Genomic DNA, 18,770 nt, shown 5'->3' on the forward strand with positions numbered 1-18,770 from the left:
TTATTGCACATGAAAAGCAGAGTTACATCCGCTGTATTATTGTTGGTCATCGTTATGCTACCGATGTTGGCGCATGCACAGTCGGGTACCATACGTGGAAAAGTAATGGAAAGCGGTTCGGGTGAACCCCTCACAGGAGCGACAGTAGTTATTCAGGGAACCACGAAAGGGGCCCTGGTAGATATTGACGGTGAATATCGTATTTTGAACGTTGCTCCGGGAACCTACACCCTGGAGGCACGTTTCCTGGGATATGCCAGTGTAGTGATTGAAGATGTAGTGGTACGAACCGACTTGACCACCGTTCAGGATTTTGAATTGCGGGAACAGGTTTTTGAAGGAGAAGAGGTGACGGTTCAGGCCGAGCGCCAGGTGATTATCCGGGACATGACCAGCTCGGAATCTCGGGTGAGCAGTGACGAAATTGAAGCATTGCCGGTGCAGGAAGTAACCGATGTGGTGCAGTTGCAGGCCGGTGTAAACGTAGGTAACGACGGACAGATTCATATCCGTGGCGGTCGTGCTTCGGAAGTGGCTTATGTGGTGAATGGTATTCGTGCAACCGATGATTATGACCGCAGCCAGGGGCTTCGTATTGAAAACGAATCGATACAGGAGCTGCAGGTGATATCCGGTACCTTTAACGCTGAGTATGGCCAAGCCATGTCTGGGATTGTAAATGTGGTAACCAAGGCAGGAGACAATAATTACGAGGCCAGTTTCAGAGCCTGGAGCGGCAGTTACCTGGTGTCCAGCTCCGACTTGTATGACGGTCTTTCCTCCAATGTGATGGAGCTGGATCCATCCAACATGTATAATGTGAGCGGAAGTGTTTCCGGTCCAATCATAAAAGATAAACTAACCTTTTTTGTAACCGGCCGACATTTTAGAAATAAAGGATGGCTTACTGGCCGAAATGCTTATTCTGCCCAAGGTGCCTACGAGGAATTGATTAGTGATTTGGGAACCGATTTGGGCAACTATCGAACCCAATACGGTGAGTATCCCGATATGAATAAGCCCTGGTTCTCTTCAGATACCGTAACTATTCAAGGTCGTGATTATCTGAGGTTATTTGATAATGGTGAGCGGGACAGTTCACTGGTGTACATGAATGACTTTGAGACCTACAGTTTTCAGGGAAATCTGCAGTTCCGCCCTCAATCCTATCTCAAGTTTAACCTGATTGGTAGTTATGGGAATGAAGACGGCAGAAACTACAATCATCAGCGTAAACTCGTTCCTGAGGGGTTGAGCAGCTTTAAGCGGGAGAACTTTTCTGTTAACCTGAAGACGACTATCACTCCAACCTCTAATACGTTCATCACGATTAACAATGCCGTGACTCAAAACGCATATGAGAGCTATCTCTATGAAAACCCCTATGATCCAAGGTATTTCAATTATGACAGGCTTGCCCAGTTAGAACAGTATGATATCGACAATCCCGGTCAGCCTTATCAGTTTGATGAAGTGGGAACCGATAATAACTTATTTGAGCGTTCTACAACGTCATTCATAAATAAAATTGAGCTCTCCAACCAGGTTAACGACCAGCATTTTGTGAAAGCCGGTGTAAGCGTACAGGCAGATGTGGTTGATCTTGAGAATATCAGCTTGCAGCCTTTGGGTAACGGTGGAACAGAGTTACCAGACGACTTTCCTGAAGATCAACGACCATATGTAGAACTGGGTGTTCCCCCGCTGGATACTCCAAATCACAGTAAATACACCCGCAAGCCGGTAACCATTGCCGCTTACCTGCAGGATAAAATCGAATATGAAAAATTGATAGTGAACGTGGGATTGCGCTTTGATTACTTCAAGCCCAATGCTCAGGTTCCTGCCGATCCCATGGACCCGGATATCAGTAATCCCATTTTGGACTCAAACAGGGAAATGACCCGTGCTGAGCGTGAGAAAGTTTGGTGGGAAGAAGTAGATGCTAAATACCAGGTGAGCCCGCGTATCGGGGTTTCCTACCCGGTGTCTGACCGCGGTGTTATCTATTTCTCTTATGGATATTTCTTCCAGATGCCCTCTTATGAATACCTGTTCACAAACAGTCAGATTCTTCTTTCCGAGAGTTCAGGAGTATTTGGAATCTTTGGCAATCCCGACCTGAAACCGGAGCGATCGACACAGTATGAGCTGGGTGCCAAGTTTGAAATTTTAGACGGTACCGGGCTGGAAGTGACCGGATTCTATAAAGATACCCGAGATTACGTTTCTTCCGGTGTGGTTGAGCCTACTTACCTGAGTAACGTGCGTTATGCCACCTGGATTAACCGTGACTATTCAATCTCGCGTGGATTAACGGTGGCCCTAAACCAAACCATCAGCCGAAGATTTAATTTCGGACTGGATTATACCTACAACCTGGTAGAAGGAAGTAATTCTGATCCTGCTGCCGAATTTAACCAGGCTGTAGCAGCCAATAACCTGACGGGGCAGTCACTTACCAAGATCATCCAGCCTTTAGACTGGGACCGTTCGCACGTTATCAACGGAACCCTCTTTTTTTCTGAAAGCAACTTTGGCGCTAACGTAGTAGGCCGCTTTCTCACAGGAACTCCCTACACACCATCAGCGCCTTTTCGTATCCGTACCGGCCCCAATGCTTCCGTACAAGATTTGCGCAACACCGCACGGTATCCAAGCCGCTTTACCATCGACCTTAACACCTACTATAACTTTGATATAGCAGGGGAGCAGCTAAGGGTATTCCTCAATATTTACAACCTATTGGATAATGAGGTTGTGAATAGCTTGTACACCGATTCCGGCTCTCCGGACCGGCCGCTGCTGATGCCTACTACTTACGACCAAACCTATTTCGAAGATCCGTCTCGTTACGACGAACCACGACGTATCCAACTTGGTATTCAATTCTCATTTTGATCAGTTATGACCATCATTAAACACCTAATATCAGTTTTAGTATTTCTTTCTCTGTTAAGTCCGGCGATGGCGCAGAACGGAGATTATGAGCCTAGTGAAGAACGCTCATCTTTCCAGCAGCGCAAAAAGTCGATTATGGACGGTAACCGCCTGCGGGCCACCTATCACAATAGTGGGCATGCCGGGCGTTATGACGGACAGAACACCGATGAAATTCTTTTCGAATTTCCCATCAACACTGACCGGACGTACATTTACTTTGTGTCAGCCGTTGTGGGAGCCGAAGTAGAAAATCAAAACGATGGCGGACCTGACCGTTTCCCAATTATCAACGTTGCGGAAGGTCGCACTTCGGGTTCCGGACAATCCTGGACGATGAACCCCATCACCGGCTATTCACGACCGGTAGAGGAATCCTCTGAAATCGCGCGTAGTGATCGCGGTCCCGGTTCACCCCTTGGAAATACCTGGCCTGATTACTGGCCGGATAAGCTGGAAGAGGGAGGAGACGGCTGGGCCGGTTCCTGGAATGGTTATTTTGGACGTGACCAGTTTAATGCCGACCTGGAATTCTATTATAAAGCCGGGGATGATTTGTATACCCGCTTTGTGGAAGGAACTTCTCGGGGCGAGCAATTCCAGCCTGACAAAACCGATCCTACCCGAGGTGGTTTGGGCATTCTGTTGGATACCCGGATTTTGGCCTGGTCTCAGACACTTATCAACTCTACCCATTTCAACATCTTTGAAATCACCAACGATGGCTCTTATGACTACAGCAAAGTAGCCTTTGGCTTGTGGATTGCCGATCTGATCGTAGGCGAAACAGATACGCCTGAATTTGATGATTTGCGTTCTATCGCTTTCCTCTCAACCGAAATTCGCTCTCCGGCGCCTGAAGAATTTAACGGCCCCATTGGGGAGATGGGCATTCAGTTCCTTGAAACGCCGGGTAACTCCATTGACGGTATTGATAACGATGGGGACAGCGATTCCTATAATCCCGGAAATGGCCTGTTATATGATCCGGATAATGATGACCTGTTTGCCCCCTTGACAGAAACCGGCGGAGGTTTCTATTCCCGTGATTCTCTGGTAAGCAGTGTGCTACCGAATTTCACCATTCTGGACTTCAACGAAAAAACGATTTGTCCCGGTGACAAGATTGTGCTCATTCAGGACAATGGCGATCGTATTATTTCTACCTATCCTGAAGCCGGTGAAAGTGTATATAGCCGCGGCCAAACCATTACTTCTGACGGAAGCTGTGTTACAGTTGTGGAAGATTTGCTGCCAGAGGAAGATGAAAACTTCGGCGCTCATGTTGATCAGATAGATAATGACTTTGACGGGTTGATTGATGAGAATAAGCCCAACCATTTGAATAAGGCAACCTTCATCAACAATCAGGAAACGGTTATTGCCGTGCGGTACATCAACTACCTCAATTTTGAAGTAGGTGATACCCTTAAGCGCGGAATGGCCGTACCAAACCGTGCTATTCGTGAGAAATTAAATAGTGACGATAGCTTCCGCCAACTTGTGGAAGATTACCAAGCGCAGATACGAAATGTGCATGGCAATTCACTGAGCAACGAGTTCATTAGTAACTACTTTTATACTCCGCATACGGCAGCTCCAATGATTGACGAAAGTCGTTCAGATTATTTTGATAATGATCAAGACTGGCTGATTGGGCAGGATGATGTTGGGATTGAAGGAGACCGTGATAACCCAAGCCGTGGACAAGGCGATGGCTACCCGACCTCCGGTGCCAACACCGCCTTTCCTGGTGAGCCAAATATTGATGTAACCGATGTATCCGAAAGTGATCAGCTGGGGGTATCCCGGGCCCGTATTTTTGCGGCCGGTTCTTTCCCGATGAACCAGGATGTATCCGTTTGGAACAACTTCTTGGTACCCGGCGACTTTGAGCGTCAGGGTGAGGCCGGAAGAGATGATGACATCTTTGTTTCATCCTCATTATTCCCGCTGGAACGAGGACAAACCGAGCGATTTGCAGTAGCAATCACCGGTGTACAGACCTTTAGCCAGAACCGCCAGGATGACCGGGATCAAACCAACGCCAACCTGCGCCAGGCCTTCAACGCTTATGATAATGATTACCAGTTTGCCGTAGCTCCGGATCCACCGGTAGTAACAGCTGTGGCCAGTGACGGTAAAGTGACGTTGTATTGGGATGACAGTGCCGAGGAGTCGTTTGACCGCTACGTTGAGCGGATTACCGGCAATGGTTATGACTTTGAAGGATACCGAGTGTACCGTGCCACCGATGAGGCTTTTGAAGATGCCCTCACCATCACGGATGCTTACGGAAACCGCCAGTTTAACAATCCCATTGTTATTTACGACCGGGAAAATGGAATCAGTGGCTTGCACCCGGTACCTGTAAATGGTGTTCAATACAATATGGGTAGTGATTCCGGGCTGCGATACAGCTTTGTAGACAGCACGGTAACTAATGGTCGCCGCTATTTCTATGCCATTACTTCTTTTGATTATGGCGCCGAAGTCGCCGGTATTGCTCCTTCCGAATCACGCATTCAAATCAGTCGTAATCCCGATGGCAGCATCGTGTTGGGACAGAATGTTGTGGAAGTACGTCCGGCTGCAGAACAAGCCGGCTTTATCTCTCCGGAAAACCCATCCGCTACTTTGGTAAATGGTTCGCCGGCAGGTTCGGTAACCGTAGAGGTGGTAGATCCCATCAAAGTGAAAAAAGACAATGTGTATAGCGTCACTTTTGAAGACACTTTGGTAGCTGGTAAAGAAAATCAGCCCGACACGGTAAAAACCAAGAACTTTACGCTTCGGGATGTAACCGATGGTCGCAGCGATACGCTGCTTGCAAGGTCTACCTATTTCAATGGCGAAGATATTCCTGTCATTGACGGCTTTGGTCTTGAAATAACCAATGAAACGGATTTTGGTATCAACCGGAATTTGTCAGACTGGTACACCACACGGGACGTACTCATTAATAATTTTGAGTTTGTTCCAGCCAACACCCGCCAGAATGTGGCTGATTATATGATCGTATTCAGCGATACGGTTGGCTTCGGGCAATCCAGTAATCGCCAGATCGAACGTGCCCCTGGCGATTTCCAGAGTTATCCTTCGGTTCCCACTAACTTTAAGGTGTATAACCTGAGTGATGACGAGGAAATTGAATTTGCTTATGCACCGGTCACACGAACTACAGGCTTATGTAATTTTGAGCCTGAAGCTGGTCCTGTGGGAGCCTTCTCTGCATTCCGACGAACCGGAGGATTTACCTGTGCTGGTGCCTTATCCGACAATATTTACTTCATTGAGGACTTCAGGGGCGAACAGGATGTAGCCACCTACCGGGTACGCATGAGCGTGATCACCGGTAATGAAGACGGTTCAACCGTAACCCTTTCTGAGAATCCTGCAGGCGGAGATACCCTCAAGATCTTCCTGAACAAACCCTTCATTGAAGGCGATGAGTATCGTTTCCGCATTGGAGAAGACAATACCGCACGTGTTGACGAGGAAGAAGCCAAGCAGGATATGAAAGAAATCAAAGTAGTGCCTAACCCCTATATCGTAACCAACCCGTACGAACGCAGGGCTACCAGCACTAACCGCCAACAGCAGCGTGAATTACACTTTACGCATCTGCCGGTACCATCCACCTTAAGGATATTTACCGTGGCAGGCACGTTGGTTCGTGAGATCGATATCACCGGTTCGAATGTGCGCCGTGTAGGCGGTGAATTCAGCGGAACCTATGTGTGGGATATGCTGACAAAAGACAATCTCGAAATTTCATACGGGGTGTACCTGTATCACGTAAAAGCACCGGGTGTAGGTGAGAGAACCGGAAAATTTGCAGTTATTAAATAGGAATTTTCATGAATAACAAAAAAGTAATACTCCTCATTTTTACGCTCATCGTCAGTATGGGCATATCGGAAACGATAGTGGCCCAATCGGTAAGTAAAACCGGTACTACCGCAGGCCAGTTTTTACGCATACCGGTAGGAGCCAGGGCTTCGGGCATGGGCGGTGCTGTAACCGCTGATGTAGGCGATGTATCGGCTATGTTCTGGAATCCAGCCGGATTGGCTGACCTCGAACAAAACGAATTGATGGTAGAATATGCCGATTGGTTTGTGGATATCAATCACAATTATTTTGGCCTGGCCATCCCTTCCAAAAAAGGTGTTTTTGGGGTAAATGTAACCGCCCTTACCATGGGGGAGTTTGAAGAAACCACTTTCGATTTCCCTGAAGGAACCGGCCGTACTTTTGAAGCTTATATGCTTTCCGGTGGGGTAACCTATGCCACCTACCTGTTTGACAAATTCAGAATAGGGGGGAACCTGAAGTTTGTACATGAGAAGATTTTTCAGACATCCTCTACAGCTATGGCCCTGGATATCGGGACGCTGTATGAGCTGCCTTTTTATGGAATCCGTTTTGGCGTAAGTGTAACCAACATTGGTACCAAGATGCAGCTGGATGGCGACGGTCTCATCACTCCGGTAGATATCGACGATCAAAATGAAGGAAACTACATCGCCGACTCCAAACTGGCGACCGGGCGTTTCGATTTACCCCTGATGCTAAAAGTAGGATTTGCCTACGATGCGGTGGACACCGAAGACCTCCGTGCAACCATTTCAGTAGATGGCGCTAACCCGTCTGACAACGTTCAAAGTGTAAGTTTTGGCGCCGAAGTTGGGTTGTTGGACGACTTATTCCTGGTGCGTGGAGGAGTGCCATACTTAGGGCAGCGCGATCGTACTCAGGAATACAATTTTGGTATTGGGATTAACCGAGGATTCAATAACAACAGTTTAGGGCTGAAGTTTGACTACGCCTATGAATCCTACAAATATCTTGGTTCTGTAAATCGCATTTCATTGCAGATCATGTTTTAAAAGAATTGAAATGATTTTTTCACTAAACAATAACACTAACAACTAAAATGAGGGTAACTATGAACAAAGTTACAACGATGCTTACCGTCTTGTTGGCCATCTTAATTGGCTCAACAAGTGTATGGGCACAGGACGTTACGAAAATCCGTGACGCCCGACAGCTTGAAGAAGGCACTGAAGTTACTATAGAAGGGATTTTAACAACCCCGGATTATGGTTTCGATAATAATCAGTTCTTCATGCAAGACAGTACTGCCGGTATTGCTATTATTATTTTTAACAGTGATACAGAAGGCAATAACGCAGATGGAAATTCTCCTTTTGCAGCTGGCGACAGTATCACTATTACTGGTACCACTGGCAGCTACAACGGACTGGTTCAGCTTGAATCAGCCGCTGGCAATTACACCATTATCAGCAGTGATAATGAATTGCCTGCTCCTGTTGCTATTTCTCCTGCCGACATTAAAACTGAAAGCGAATACCAGGGCATGCGTGTTAGCATTGCACCGGTATCTTTGGCTGAAGGTGAAGAATGGCCGGAAGATGCACAATCAGGTTCAGGCGTAAACGTAGATGTAGTAGCTGGTGATTCTACTTTCACCCTGCGCATTGACCGTGACGAATCTTACTTTGACGGTGCAGAAGCCCCGGGCGAAAAATTCCAGCTGATTGGAAACCTTGGTGCATTCTATTCACCGCAGGTATTTCCTTTCTATGAAACAGACATCAAAAACATTTACGATGTTTCTTTCACTATTAACACCTCCACCATTCCTGACACACTCAGCGAAGAAGACTTTATTCAGCTTCGTGGTGCCGTTAATGGAGCCGGTGGCGATTATCTTGGTCAAATGATTGACTGGAACGACCAGTCTGACCTGGTTGCTGAAAATCAAGGCGGTGACTACTGGACCATAGATTTCATAATGGCCGAAGGCGATGAGTTTGTATTTAAAGTATGGTCTGGTTTTGATGCCACTTCCGGAACCGAGAACGGTGACGGCGGATGGGAAATCATTGACGAAAACAGAAGCACTCGTACCTTCAGCGCTATGTCTGATACGTCTGTAACTTTGTATGCTGACAGCCAGACTGCTCCATACGAAAGCGTGGAAGACAGTGTAACTATGTTCTTCCGTGTAAACGTTGGTGCCTTTGTTCAGGATGAGTCTTTCAACCCTGAAACGGACAGTGTGGGCCTCCGTGGTAATCCGGATGTATTCCAAAACCCATCTGACTGGAGCTCTACTGCTATCTATCTTGAAAGAGAAGAAAAAGGCGTTGAAACTTCTGACAACCTGTTCTATTCGGGTTCAGTTCGTGTAGACCAGGCAGCTGCTGATACTCTGGGATCTCTACCATACAAGTTTGTATTGGAAACCGAGACCGGAACCCTTTGGGATAATGTAGACGGTAATACCGATGGTAACCGCTTCATTGATGTTCCATCTGCCGACTCTACCATCCACTGGGTATACTTCCAGGAAAAAGCACCTACTTCTGCTGAGATTGTAACCACCGATATCACTTTTGAAGTGAACGTGGCAATTCTTGAGGTACTCGGATACTTTGATTCAGGTGTAGGCGACCAGGTTGTAGTACGCGGTGAACCACCATTGGATTGGGGAACCAGCGACTTTAACACCGCCAGCTTTGATGACCAGGATATCGTATGGCGCTTGACCAACACCTTCACAAAAGCTGTGGGTAGCGAATTCGCATACAAATATTACATTGAATATGACGATTCCCGTACCGACGAGACGTCCGATAACTACATTGAAGCTATTGCTGAAAATGTGGACTTTGGATACGAAGAGCCGGTAACTACCGGTGGTGCCGACCGCATGTTTGAAGTACAAGATATGGAATCACAAGGCACTGGCGTTCAGTACTACAACGGTGTAAACATTGGTGGTTTGATTGATCCAGCTAATACTCCTGACGGTACGGTTGCAGTAACCTTCCGCATTGATATGTCGGCTGCACTAGAGCATGAAGTGCCTTTCCGTCCTGAAGAAGATTCACTGTACTTCCAGTTTGAATCAAAATATACCGCACTAACCCAAGGTGTACGCTCTGGTAACGGTTATTTTGAGGATGTTGTGAATAACGGAACTCCTGAAGACTTGGAGCCCCTGCGCTTTACTCCGGTTGAAGGTGAAGCCAATATCTATGAACTGACGATGGAACTACAACTGCCTACTCTCAATGACTTTGGCTTTGTTGTGAAGTACGGTCAGCCTTTCACTGAGTTTGAAAGCATGGTTACCAACGGTTCTGGCTTTGATGCCGGACGTCGTTATTACCAGTTCATTGAGCCTACTTCGGTAGATTACAACGGCGAAGATCCATTCCTTGGAGAGCTGTATGTATCTCAATGGCCTACAACATACACTATGCCTACCGTAACATGGGCAGCTGAAGATCTTGAGTTTGATGTTCAGCCGGATTACGCTGCACTGGCCACCAGTACAGAAGAGCCTTCTCAGGAAATTACAGGTTATGAGTTGTCTCAGAACTATCCGAACCCATTCAACCCAACTACCAAGATAAACTTTGTGCTTCCTTCAGTTTCTGAAGTGAACCTCACCGTTTACAACCTGTTGGGACAAAAAGTGACCAGCCTGGTTTCTGGTCAGAGAATGAACGCTGGTTCTCATACCGTAGCGTTTGATGCGTCTGCACTTTCATCCGGAATTTATTTCTACGAACTGAAAGCCGGAAACTTCGTACAGCAGCGCAAAATGACTTTGATTAAGTAATAGATACCCTTTAATAAGTCTTTTCGCAGGCACTTTGACCGGTGCCTGCGTTTTCACTTAACTCACTCATATTTTGCCAGCAACTATATACGATATCGCCAAAAAAGCCGGTGTAAGCATCGCCACTGTATCGCGTGTGTTTAACAACAGCGCCAAAGTATCCGACAAAGCCCGCACCAAAGTCATGAAGGTGGCGGACGAGATGGGATATCATCCCCAGGCTTATGCCCAGGGATTGGCCAGCCGTAAAAACAACACGGTAATGATTGTGGTGCCTGTTATCTCCAACTATTTCTTTATGGAAGTGTTGAGTGGCGTACAGGATAAATTAAGCCAGCTGAATTACGAACTAAGTATCTTCAATATCTCCCCAAACAAGGATATAGAAGAACAGGTGGAGCATGTGCTAAAACGCCGCTGGGCGGAAGGCTATCTGTTCATTTCCATTCATCTGGAAGACAGTCAGTGGGAGAACCTGAAACGCTACAACGTGCCCATCACACTTATTGACGAGCACTACGAAGGCTTCGACTCGGTGAGTGTGGATAACGCCCAGGGAGCATACCGGGCAGCAAAAAGCTTTTTTGAACAAGGCTATAAACGAGTGGCAATGCTATCTGCCCTGGAAACTTCGAAGCCTATACGCGACCGGATGAAAGGTTATAAGAAGGCTCTCAATGAATTTAACTTGAGCTTTGATGAAAAGCTGGTTGTGAAAGGTGATAGCATGCAGCGCGACGGTTTTACCGAGCGGGCAGGCTATGAAGCCATGACGAAAATCCTGGACATGAAGCCCATGCCGGAGGCCTGTTTTTGTGCTTCCGATATTCAGGCCGTGGGCGCTCTGAAAGCTATGCAAGATACGGGCAAACGTATCCCCATTATTGGCTATGATGATATCGAATTGGCCGAATATATGGGACTCTCCACCATCCGTCAGCCCATGCGGGATATGGGCTTTTTTGCTACCCAAAATCTTATCGACCGGATGAACAATCCCGAGAAAGCCATCTCCCAAACCATCTATTCGCCCGAGCTGGTTGCCCGCTCATCTACCGAGGTTAAAAACAAAAAGACCGGTTCCTAATTACAGATATTTCCTATGAAGTTTTTGTCGTCCATATTTTTTTTATCTCTTGTATTCTTTTCTGTTGATGCGTTAGCTCAAAACAGCATCGATGTTACCTTTCGTTATCACGCCAATGAAAATGCCGTGCGTGCTTTTGTGCCTGGCGGTTTTAACGAGTGGGGCAGCAATGAAAGCGGCCGTATTGCCGTGGATAATGTTTCCCTGATGCAGGAAGACGAAAAAAATGGTTTTTGGTATAAAACCATCTCGCTAACGGTAGGAGGCGGTGGCTCCTCCAATAACGGCACATCAGGCTATGCGTACAAATTTCACGAACAATACAATAGCAGTGGCAGCGACTGGAATTGGTTCACCGATCCGCTGAATCCCATCGCGATTGGGCAGAACAACGATTCTTTTATTGAAGTAACCCACCCGCTCATTTTCCAGGTGCAGCCATCCACAGGGGATATCCTTGATGAAACTGCAGAAATCTGGGCCACGGTAGCGGCTTTAGCCTCCGATTCTATTGATGTGAATGCTTCTGAGATTTATATGAACGGGGAAGCGGTAGCTACTTTTGAAGGACATTATGAGAAAGAGCGTCAACTGTTTTTTGTGAAAGATATCACCAGTCTAAACCCCGTAGTGGGAGAGAATGAGATGGAGCTGATTGCCATAACGGAATCTGGTGAAACTACATCATACACGGTGGAATTTTTGTACCTGCCAGAAGTGGAACCGGAGTTAGTAGCCAGACCGGCAGGTTTGGAAGATGGCATCACTTACGGAGAAAGTGTAACCGATCCGGTTCGTCTCTCGCTGTTTGCACCCGCTAAAGATTATGTGTTTGTGATTGGAGATTTTAACAACTGGACGCCCGGTGAGAACTACCTCATGAAGAAAGACTCTCTTAAAGCCGACAGCGTTTGGCATTGGATCGAAATTGAGGGGTTGAGCCCCGGGCAGGAATATGCTTTTCAATATTTAGTGGAAGGCGAGCAACGCATAGCTGATCCGTATTCAGCGTTGGTACTGGATCCAAATAATGATCAGTATATTTCCAACCAAACTTTTCCGGATTTAAAAGCCTATCCCGAAGGTAAAACCACGGGATATGCAACCTTACTTCAGCCTGGCAAAGAAGCCTACGAATGGGAAATCACTGATTTCGCAAAGCCGGCTAAAGAAGAGATGGTGATTTACGAGTTACTGCTTCGTGATTTCCTGGAAACCAGCAATTTCCAAACCCTCACCGATAGTCTCGATTACCTTGAACATTTAGGGGTGAACGCCATTGAGCTGATGCCGGTGAGCGAGTTTGACGGCAATCTTTCCTGGGGATATAATCCGAGCTTCCATCTGGCCCTGGATAAATATTACGGCACCCCTGAAGCCTTCAAGCGTTTTGTGGATGAAGCCCATAAGCGAGGAATGGCCGTAATTTTGGATGTGGTGATGAATCACGCCACCGATGCCAACCCGTTCTACCAAATGTACGGCAATGACGACAGTTACTATTTCAATTCCTCCGCCCGACACAGCTACAGTGTGTTTAATGATTTCGATCATTCCTACTCCGGTACCCAATACTACACCAAACGAATGATTGAGCACTGGGTTGAGGAATACAAGGTGGATGGTTTTCGCTGGGATTTAACCAAAGGCTTTACCCAAAGCTGCTCCGCTAATGATGGAGGCTGTACCAATTCATACCAACAGGACCGCGTTGATTTACTGAAGAAATACGCCGACTGGCAGTGGGCCGCAGATTCCACTTTTATTGTGATTTTTGAACATCTGGGTGGCGAAAATGAGGAAAAAGAGTGGGCCAATTACCGCATCGATGAAGGAAAAGGGGTAATGCTGTGGGGCAATGAAAATCACCAATACAGTGAGGCTGCCATGGGATACAGCTCGAATTTGACGGGCGTGCTGTCTGAATCCCGAAGCAGTTTTGAGAGGCGCCATCGTGTGGGATATATGGAAAGCCACGATGAGCAATGGCTGATGTTTAAGAACCTGATGTTTGGGAATTCCAACGATGAACTGGATTACGATATTACCAAGTTGGGGACGGCACTGAACAGGCAAAAACTGGCCGGGGCGTTTTTCTTCACACTGCCTGGACCAAAAATGATATGGCAGTTTGGCGAGCTCGGTTACGGTTACGGCGAAAACGGCGAACAATGTTTACGGGAAGATCCCGATTGTCCATCTTCAGCTCCTGGAAGGACATCCGCTAAACCCATCCGATGGGATTATTACGAAGATGCAGGCCGGTACAAGCTGTATCAAAGCTGGAGCGCGTTGATCAATCTGCGGAACAGCAGCCCTGCTTTTACCGATCCCCAATCGTTTGAATACGATCTGGAAGGCACCATTAAAAGCATCACCCTGCAACACGAAGATACCGACGTGGTGATTATCGGTAACTTCAGTGTAAACAATTTCGATTTCCCTGCAGAATTTACGACAACCGGTACCTGGTACGACTTTTTTGAAGGAACATCGATAGATGTGACAGAAACTGAACAGGATGTGTTTCTGGGACCAGGAGAATTCAAGATCTACACCACTAAAGAATTTGAAAGTCCTGAGCAAGACTTGCTGACTTCGAAGGATGAAAACGGCCAACAGCTACCGGAAGCATTCCGGCTCAACCAAAATTATCCAAATCCCTTCAACCCGAGTACGGTAATCAGTTATCAGTTGGCAGGGAACAGCGAGGTAAGCCTGAAAGTGTATGATATGCTAGGTCGCGAAGTAGCAGAGTTGGTGAATGGACGAAAAACAGCAGGTTCATACGAAGTCAGTTTTGATGCATCACAGCTTAGCAGCGGTATGTACATCTATCGCCTGAAAGCAGGAAGCAAAGTGTTCACCCAAAAGATGATGCTCATTAAGTAATTGACGATTGATGAATAGTGATTTATGATTTTAAATCATCCATCATCAATCATAAATAATAAATCAAAAGATGAATAAGGTTCTAAAGTTTACGGCCACTTTATTAGTACTTTTGTCAATTGGATGTTCTTCACCAATTAAGGCTCCGCAGGAATCGCAGGTTTTTGGGCTAGCTACGCCGGTGCAGCTGGAGTTTGGTGAGACTGAACTGGTAACCGCCGATTATTTCATTGATCCCGTTTTGATTGATTCTGTAGCTGCTCCTGAGGAATTAAAGGTGAATTTGTCGGAGGATAAACTTGCGATCACCATTTCCGGTTCCCTGGAAAAACCATTGGATGTTCTGGAGATTTGGGCCGATGGTTTTGCCTATGACTTTCTGCTGAAACAATCCAACAAAGAAGAAATTACGATTACTTACGAGCCAGAGCAGAGTGTTTCTTCAGTTAAGCTGAAAGGGGAAATGAATAACTGGAATCCCAATGCGGCAGTTTTTGAGAAAAAAGGCGAAACTTGGGAAACTACCATGCTGGTGAATAAGGGTGTGTATCAATACGTGTTGGTGGTAGATGGACAGGAAATGACCGACCCTGCCAATCCAAACACCGTGTCCAACGGAATGGGCGGTACAAATTCTGTACTTACCGTGGGCAATATGGAAGCCAAAAAACCCGCTCTGCAAACCTACGATCATTCCGGTCCGTCCCTGTATCTGAAAACAGCATTTCCCGAGAATACCATTGTCTTTTGGGAAAATTATCAGCTCAGTACGCGTCATCAGGATCAAATTGTAAGTGTAGAAATTCCGGCCAATGCCGATGATTTTGAACGATCAGAAATACGAGCCTGGACTTTTGCGGAAAACGGACAGCTTTCCAATGACGTATTGATTCCCCTGCAAAACGGACAAGTTATAACCGATACCGGTCAGCTAACGCGACACGATTACCAGGGCTGGAACATGTATTTTGTGCTGATTGACCGTTTCAAGGATGGCAATTCGGCTAATACGCGAAAAGTCGACGATCCCAACATTCATCCCAAAGCCAATTACTACGGTGGTGATTTTGCCGGCATCACCCAAAAAATACAAGACGGTTACTTCGAAGAAATTGGCGTGAATACACTGTGGCTTTCACCCATCACCCAAAACCCGGAAGGCGCTTATGGCCTGTGGGACAAAGGTGGAGTGACCACCACTTTTTCAGGCTATCACGGCTACTGGCCAGTATCTTCTTCTAAGCTGGATGATCGATTTGGTACCGAAGAGGAATTCCGCGAGTTGCTGGATGTGGCGCACCAAAACAACATGAGCGTGATTCTCGATTATGTGGCGAACCACGTGCATGAAGAGCACCCTGTGTATCAGCGAAATCCAGAATGGGCCACGGATTTGTACCTGCCGGATGGCACCCTAAATACCGAAAAATGGGATGAACACCGTCTCACCACCTGGTTCGATACCTTCATGCCTACACTGGATTTTTCCAAACAGGAAGTGATAGAGACTATGACGGACTCCGCTTTGTTCTGGGTGAAAGAATTTGAACTTGACGGTTTCCGTCACGATGCCACCAAACATATTCAGCTGGAATTCTGGCGAACGCTCACCCGAAAAATCAAAGATTCTGTGACCATTCCCACGGGCAAGCGTGTATTTCAGATTGGGGAGACCTATGGCAGCCGGGAGCTTATTGCCAGTTACATCAATTCCGGTATGCTGGATTCACAGTTTGATTTCAATATCTACGATGCCGGGCTGAACACTTTTGGGCAGGGGAATTCTTTTGAAAATCTCCGAACACAGTTGCAGGAAAGCTTCAATTACTACGGCTACCACAATTTGATGGGCTATATCTCTGGCAATCATGATAAAACAAGATTTATTACCCTCACCAGCGGGGAAGTGCGCTGGGATGAAGACGGCAAGCTGGCCGGCTGGACCCGTGAAATCGAAGACCCAGAGGCTTTTGCCTACGATCGCCTGAGCATGTTTCATGCTTTCAATCAAACCATCCCAGGCATTCCGGTCACTTATCAGGGTGATGAATACGGGCAACCTGGAGCGAATGATCCCGACAACCGCCGCTGGATGGAATTTGAGAAAGATGAACTGAGTGAACATGAGCTTCGAAATCGAAATATATACACGAAGCTGACCGAATTGCGGACCTCAGAAATGCCACTTTTGTATGGTGATTTCCAGTTCCACACCACTACCGAAAATACCCTGGCATATTCTCGTGCTTATTTTGAGAATCAGGTGATTGTGGTGTTTAATAAAGGCGGTCAAAGCGAAGAGATTGAAGTAGAACTCCGCGAAGAATTTGATTACAGCCAGCTGCAAGCGCAGTTTGGGCATGACTTCAGGGTAGATGAGGGACGGTTGTTTGTCACCCTTCAACCCAACCAATTTGAAATATTGACGTTGTGAGATGGGATGCTGGAAAGAGTTGTCACTCGAATCCAACATCGTACATCCCTCTCGTTCAGAGCTGAAGCTCTAAACGGGTCTCCCTTCCAAGGGAGAATTATCCAAAATGAAATCAAGAATAGTTTAAGACTCAGAATTTGAAACTATATCTGAATATGGATAAGGGTGATTCCCTCTTTGAAGAGGGACAGCAAATGATCTGTGATCATTTGCAGGGAGATGTGAGATGCTGGGATAAGCACAGTCACTCGAATTCAACATCCTTAATCCCAAGACTTTCAACAAAACGAAATTTATAAACACAAACATCACCAAAAAATCCATGCAACGAATTAAACATCTGTTATTAGCTTTAGTCACCGTATCGGCGGTGCTGCTGTCCTCATGTGCAGCTCCCGAGGTGGATAATGCCACGACCCAGGCACCCGAAAGTAAGGTGGAGCAGCTGGAGTGGAGTAAAAATGCCAGCATTTACGAGATCAATGTCCGTCAATATTCGGAAGAGGGAACCTTTGATGCCGTACGCGAAGATTTACCGAGACTTCGTGAAATGGGCGTGCGAATTTTATGGCTGATGCCCATCCATCCCATTGGAGAAAAAAACCGGAAAGGTCCTTTAGGGAGCTATTATTCGGTGAAAGATTATAAAGGTATCAACCCTGAGTTTGGTGATAAAGCCGATTTTGCCCGTTTTGTGGATGAAGCGCATCAGCTGGGTTTTAAGGTGATCATTGATTGGGTGGCTAATCACACCGCCTGGGGCCATCCATGGACAGAAAATCCCGAATGGTACGCCCTGGATGAGGACGGCAATTTCACCCCGCCTACCGGTACCGACTGGACCGATGTGATTCAGCTCAATTATGAAAATGAAGAGATGCGCGCCGCGATGATTGATGCCCTGGAATACTGGGTGCGCGATTTCAATATCGACGGCTACCGGTGTGATGTGGCCGGAATGGTGCCTACTGATTTTTGGGTGGAAGCCATTGACAGTTTAAATCAAATTAAGCCGGTATTTATGCTGGCTGAAGATGGGGAGCCTGAATTGCTGATTGAGGCTTTTCAGATGAATTATGCCTGGCAATATGCGCATACAATTCGTGAAATAGCAAAAGAAGAGCAATCTCTGGATGACCTTACCGCCCTGATGGAAGAAACCGAGGCCAATTTCCCGTCTTCTTCATATCGCATGTATTTCACTTCTAACCACGATGAGAATTCCTGGACCGGCTCTGATACGGCCATGTACGCTGATAATTTTGAAAACTTTGCAGTGCTCTCAGCCACCATCGATGGGATGCCATTGATCTATAACGGACAAGAGTCCGGACTGGATAAGCAGCTCGAGTTTTTTGAGAAGGACACCATCAATTGGGGCAATTACAAATATCAGGATTTTTATACCACTTTGATTGGGCTTAAAAGAGATACACCCGCTCTTTGGAACGGAGATTTTGGCGGTGATTTAGAGATCCTGGATATGCCGGAAGAAATCTACGCATACAAACGGGAGAAAGGAGATAGCGAAGTAGTAGTGGTTCTTAATTTCAGTTCGGAGCCCAAACGCATTCCTCTAGCCGATGTAGGAGTTGATGATTCTTATGTTACCTACAATTCAAACAGCCTGATGGTAACAAACAGCGAAATCAGTTTTGGCCCTAATCAATGGGTAATTTTTGTAAACAAATAATTAATTAACCGACAAGAGGCAAAGAGCGCCAAGAATAAAATCACCCTTTGCGCCCTTCGCGTCC

General features: G+C 46.6%; 8 protein-coding genes. All 8 read left to right on the forward strand.

Going from position 1 to position 18,770, the window contains the following annotated elements:
- Positions 1 to 9: 9 nt before the first annotated feature.
- The 8 genes from FN815_RS11535 (at position 10) to FN815_RS11570 (ending at position 18,706) form a co-directional block, all read left to right on the forward strand.
- Positions 10 to 2,901: a TonB-dependent receptor gene (locus FN815_RS11535; RefSeq protein WP_142454784.1), complete on the forward strand. Its 2,892-nt coding sequence runs from the start codon at positions 10 to 12 to the stop codon at positions 2,899 to 2,901.
- A 6-nt stretch (positions 2,902 to 2,907) separates the two neighbouring features.
- Complete coding sequence (locus FN815_RS11540) at positions 2,908 to 6,792, forward strand: fibronectin type III domain-containing protein (protein WP_142454785.1); 3,885 nt, start codon at positions 2,908 to 2,910, stop codon at positions 6,790 to 6,792.
- An 8-nt stretch (positions 6,793 to 6,800) separates the two neighbouring features.
- Positions 6,801 to 7,832, forward strand: a complete 1,032-nt coding sequence (locus FN815_RS11545) for a PorV/PorQ family protein (protein ID WP_142454786.1) — start codon at positions 6,801 to 6,803, stop codon at positions 7,830 to 7,832.
- 59 nt (positions 7,833 to 7,891) lie between these two features.
- Positions 7,892 to 10,600 (forward strand): T9SS type A sorting domain-containing protein, encoded by a 2,709-nt coding sequence (locus FN815_RS11550; RefSeq protein ID WP_246075256.1) that lies wholly within the window; start codon positions 7,892 to 7,894, stop codon positions 10,598 to 10,600.
- Between the two features lie 73 nt (positions 10,601 to 10,673).
- Positions 10,674 to 11,687, forward strand: coding sequence for a LacI family DNA-binding transcriptional regulator (locus FN815_RS11555; RefSeq protein ID WP_142454787.1), 1,014 nt, complete (start codon positions 10,674 to 10,676; stop codon positions 11,685 to 11,687).
- A 15-nt stretch (positions 11,688 to 11,702) separates the two neighbouring features.
- Positions 11,703 to 14,579, forward strand: a complete 2,877-nt coding sequence (locus FN815_RS11560) for an alpha-amylase family glycosyl hydrolase (RefSeq protein ID WP_142454788.1) — start codon at positions 11,703 to 11,705, stop codon at positions 14,577 to 14,579.
- 70 nt (positions 14,580 to 14,649) lie between these two features.
- Positions 14,650 to 17,013 (forward strand): alpha-amylase family glycosyl hydrolase, encoded by a 2,364-nt coding sequence (locus FN815_RS11565; protein WP_142454789.1) that lies wholly within the window; start codon positions 14,650 to 14,652, stop codon positions 17,011 to 17,013.
- Positions 17,014 to 17,335: 322 nt separating this feature from the next.
- Positions 17,336 to 18,706 carry an alpha-amylase family glycosyl hydrolase gene (locus tag FN815_RS11570; RefSeq protein WP_142454790.1) on the forward strand — a complete coding sequence of 457 codons (1,371 nt, stop codon included), beginning with the start codon at positions 17,336 to 17,338 and terminating at the stop codon, positions 18,704 to 18,706.
- Positions 18,707 to 18,770 lie beyond the last annotated feature (64 nt).

It is taken from the genome of Gracilimonas mengyeensis (assembly GCF_900182705.1).
GTDB lineage: Bacteria > Bacteroidota > Rhodothermia > Balneolales > Balneolaceae > Gracilimonas > Gracilimonas mengyeensis.

What these genes read in the sequence shown, in the direction of transcription:
- FN815_RS11535 (WP_142454784.1), top strand. Translation starts at nt 10, where the DNA reads ATGAAAAGCAGAGTTACATCCGCTGTATTATTGTTGGTCATCGTTATG.
- FN815_RS11550 (WP_246075256.1), top strand. Translation starts at nt 7,892, where the DNA reads ATGAACAAAGTTACAACGATGCTTACCGTCTTGTTGGCCATCTTAATT.
- FN815_RS11545 (WP_142454786.1), top strand. Translation starts at nt 6,801, where the DNA reads ATGAATAACAAAAAAGTAATACTCCTCATTTTTACGCTCATCGTCAGT.
- FN815_RS11570 (WP_142454790.1), top strand. Translation starts at nt 17,336, where the DNA reads ATGCAACGAATTAAACATCTGTTATTAGCTTTAGTCACCGTATCGGCG.
- FN815_RS11540 (WP_142454785.1), top strand. Translation starts at nt 2,908, where the DNA reads ATGACCATCATTAAACACCTAATATCAGTTTTAGTATTTCTTTCTCTG.
- FN815_RS11560 (WP_142454788.1), top strand. Translation starts at nt 11,703, where the DNA reads ATGAAGTTTTTGTCGTCCATATTTTTTTTATCTCTTGTATTCTTTTCT.
- FN815_RS11565 (WP_142454789.1), top strand. Translation starts at nt 14,650, where the DNA reads ATGAATAAGGTTCTAAAGTTTACGGCCACTTTATTAGTACTTTTGTCA.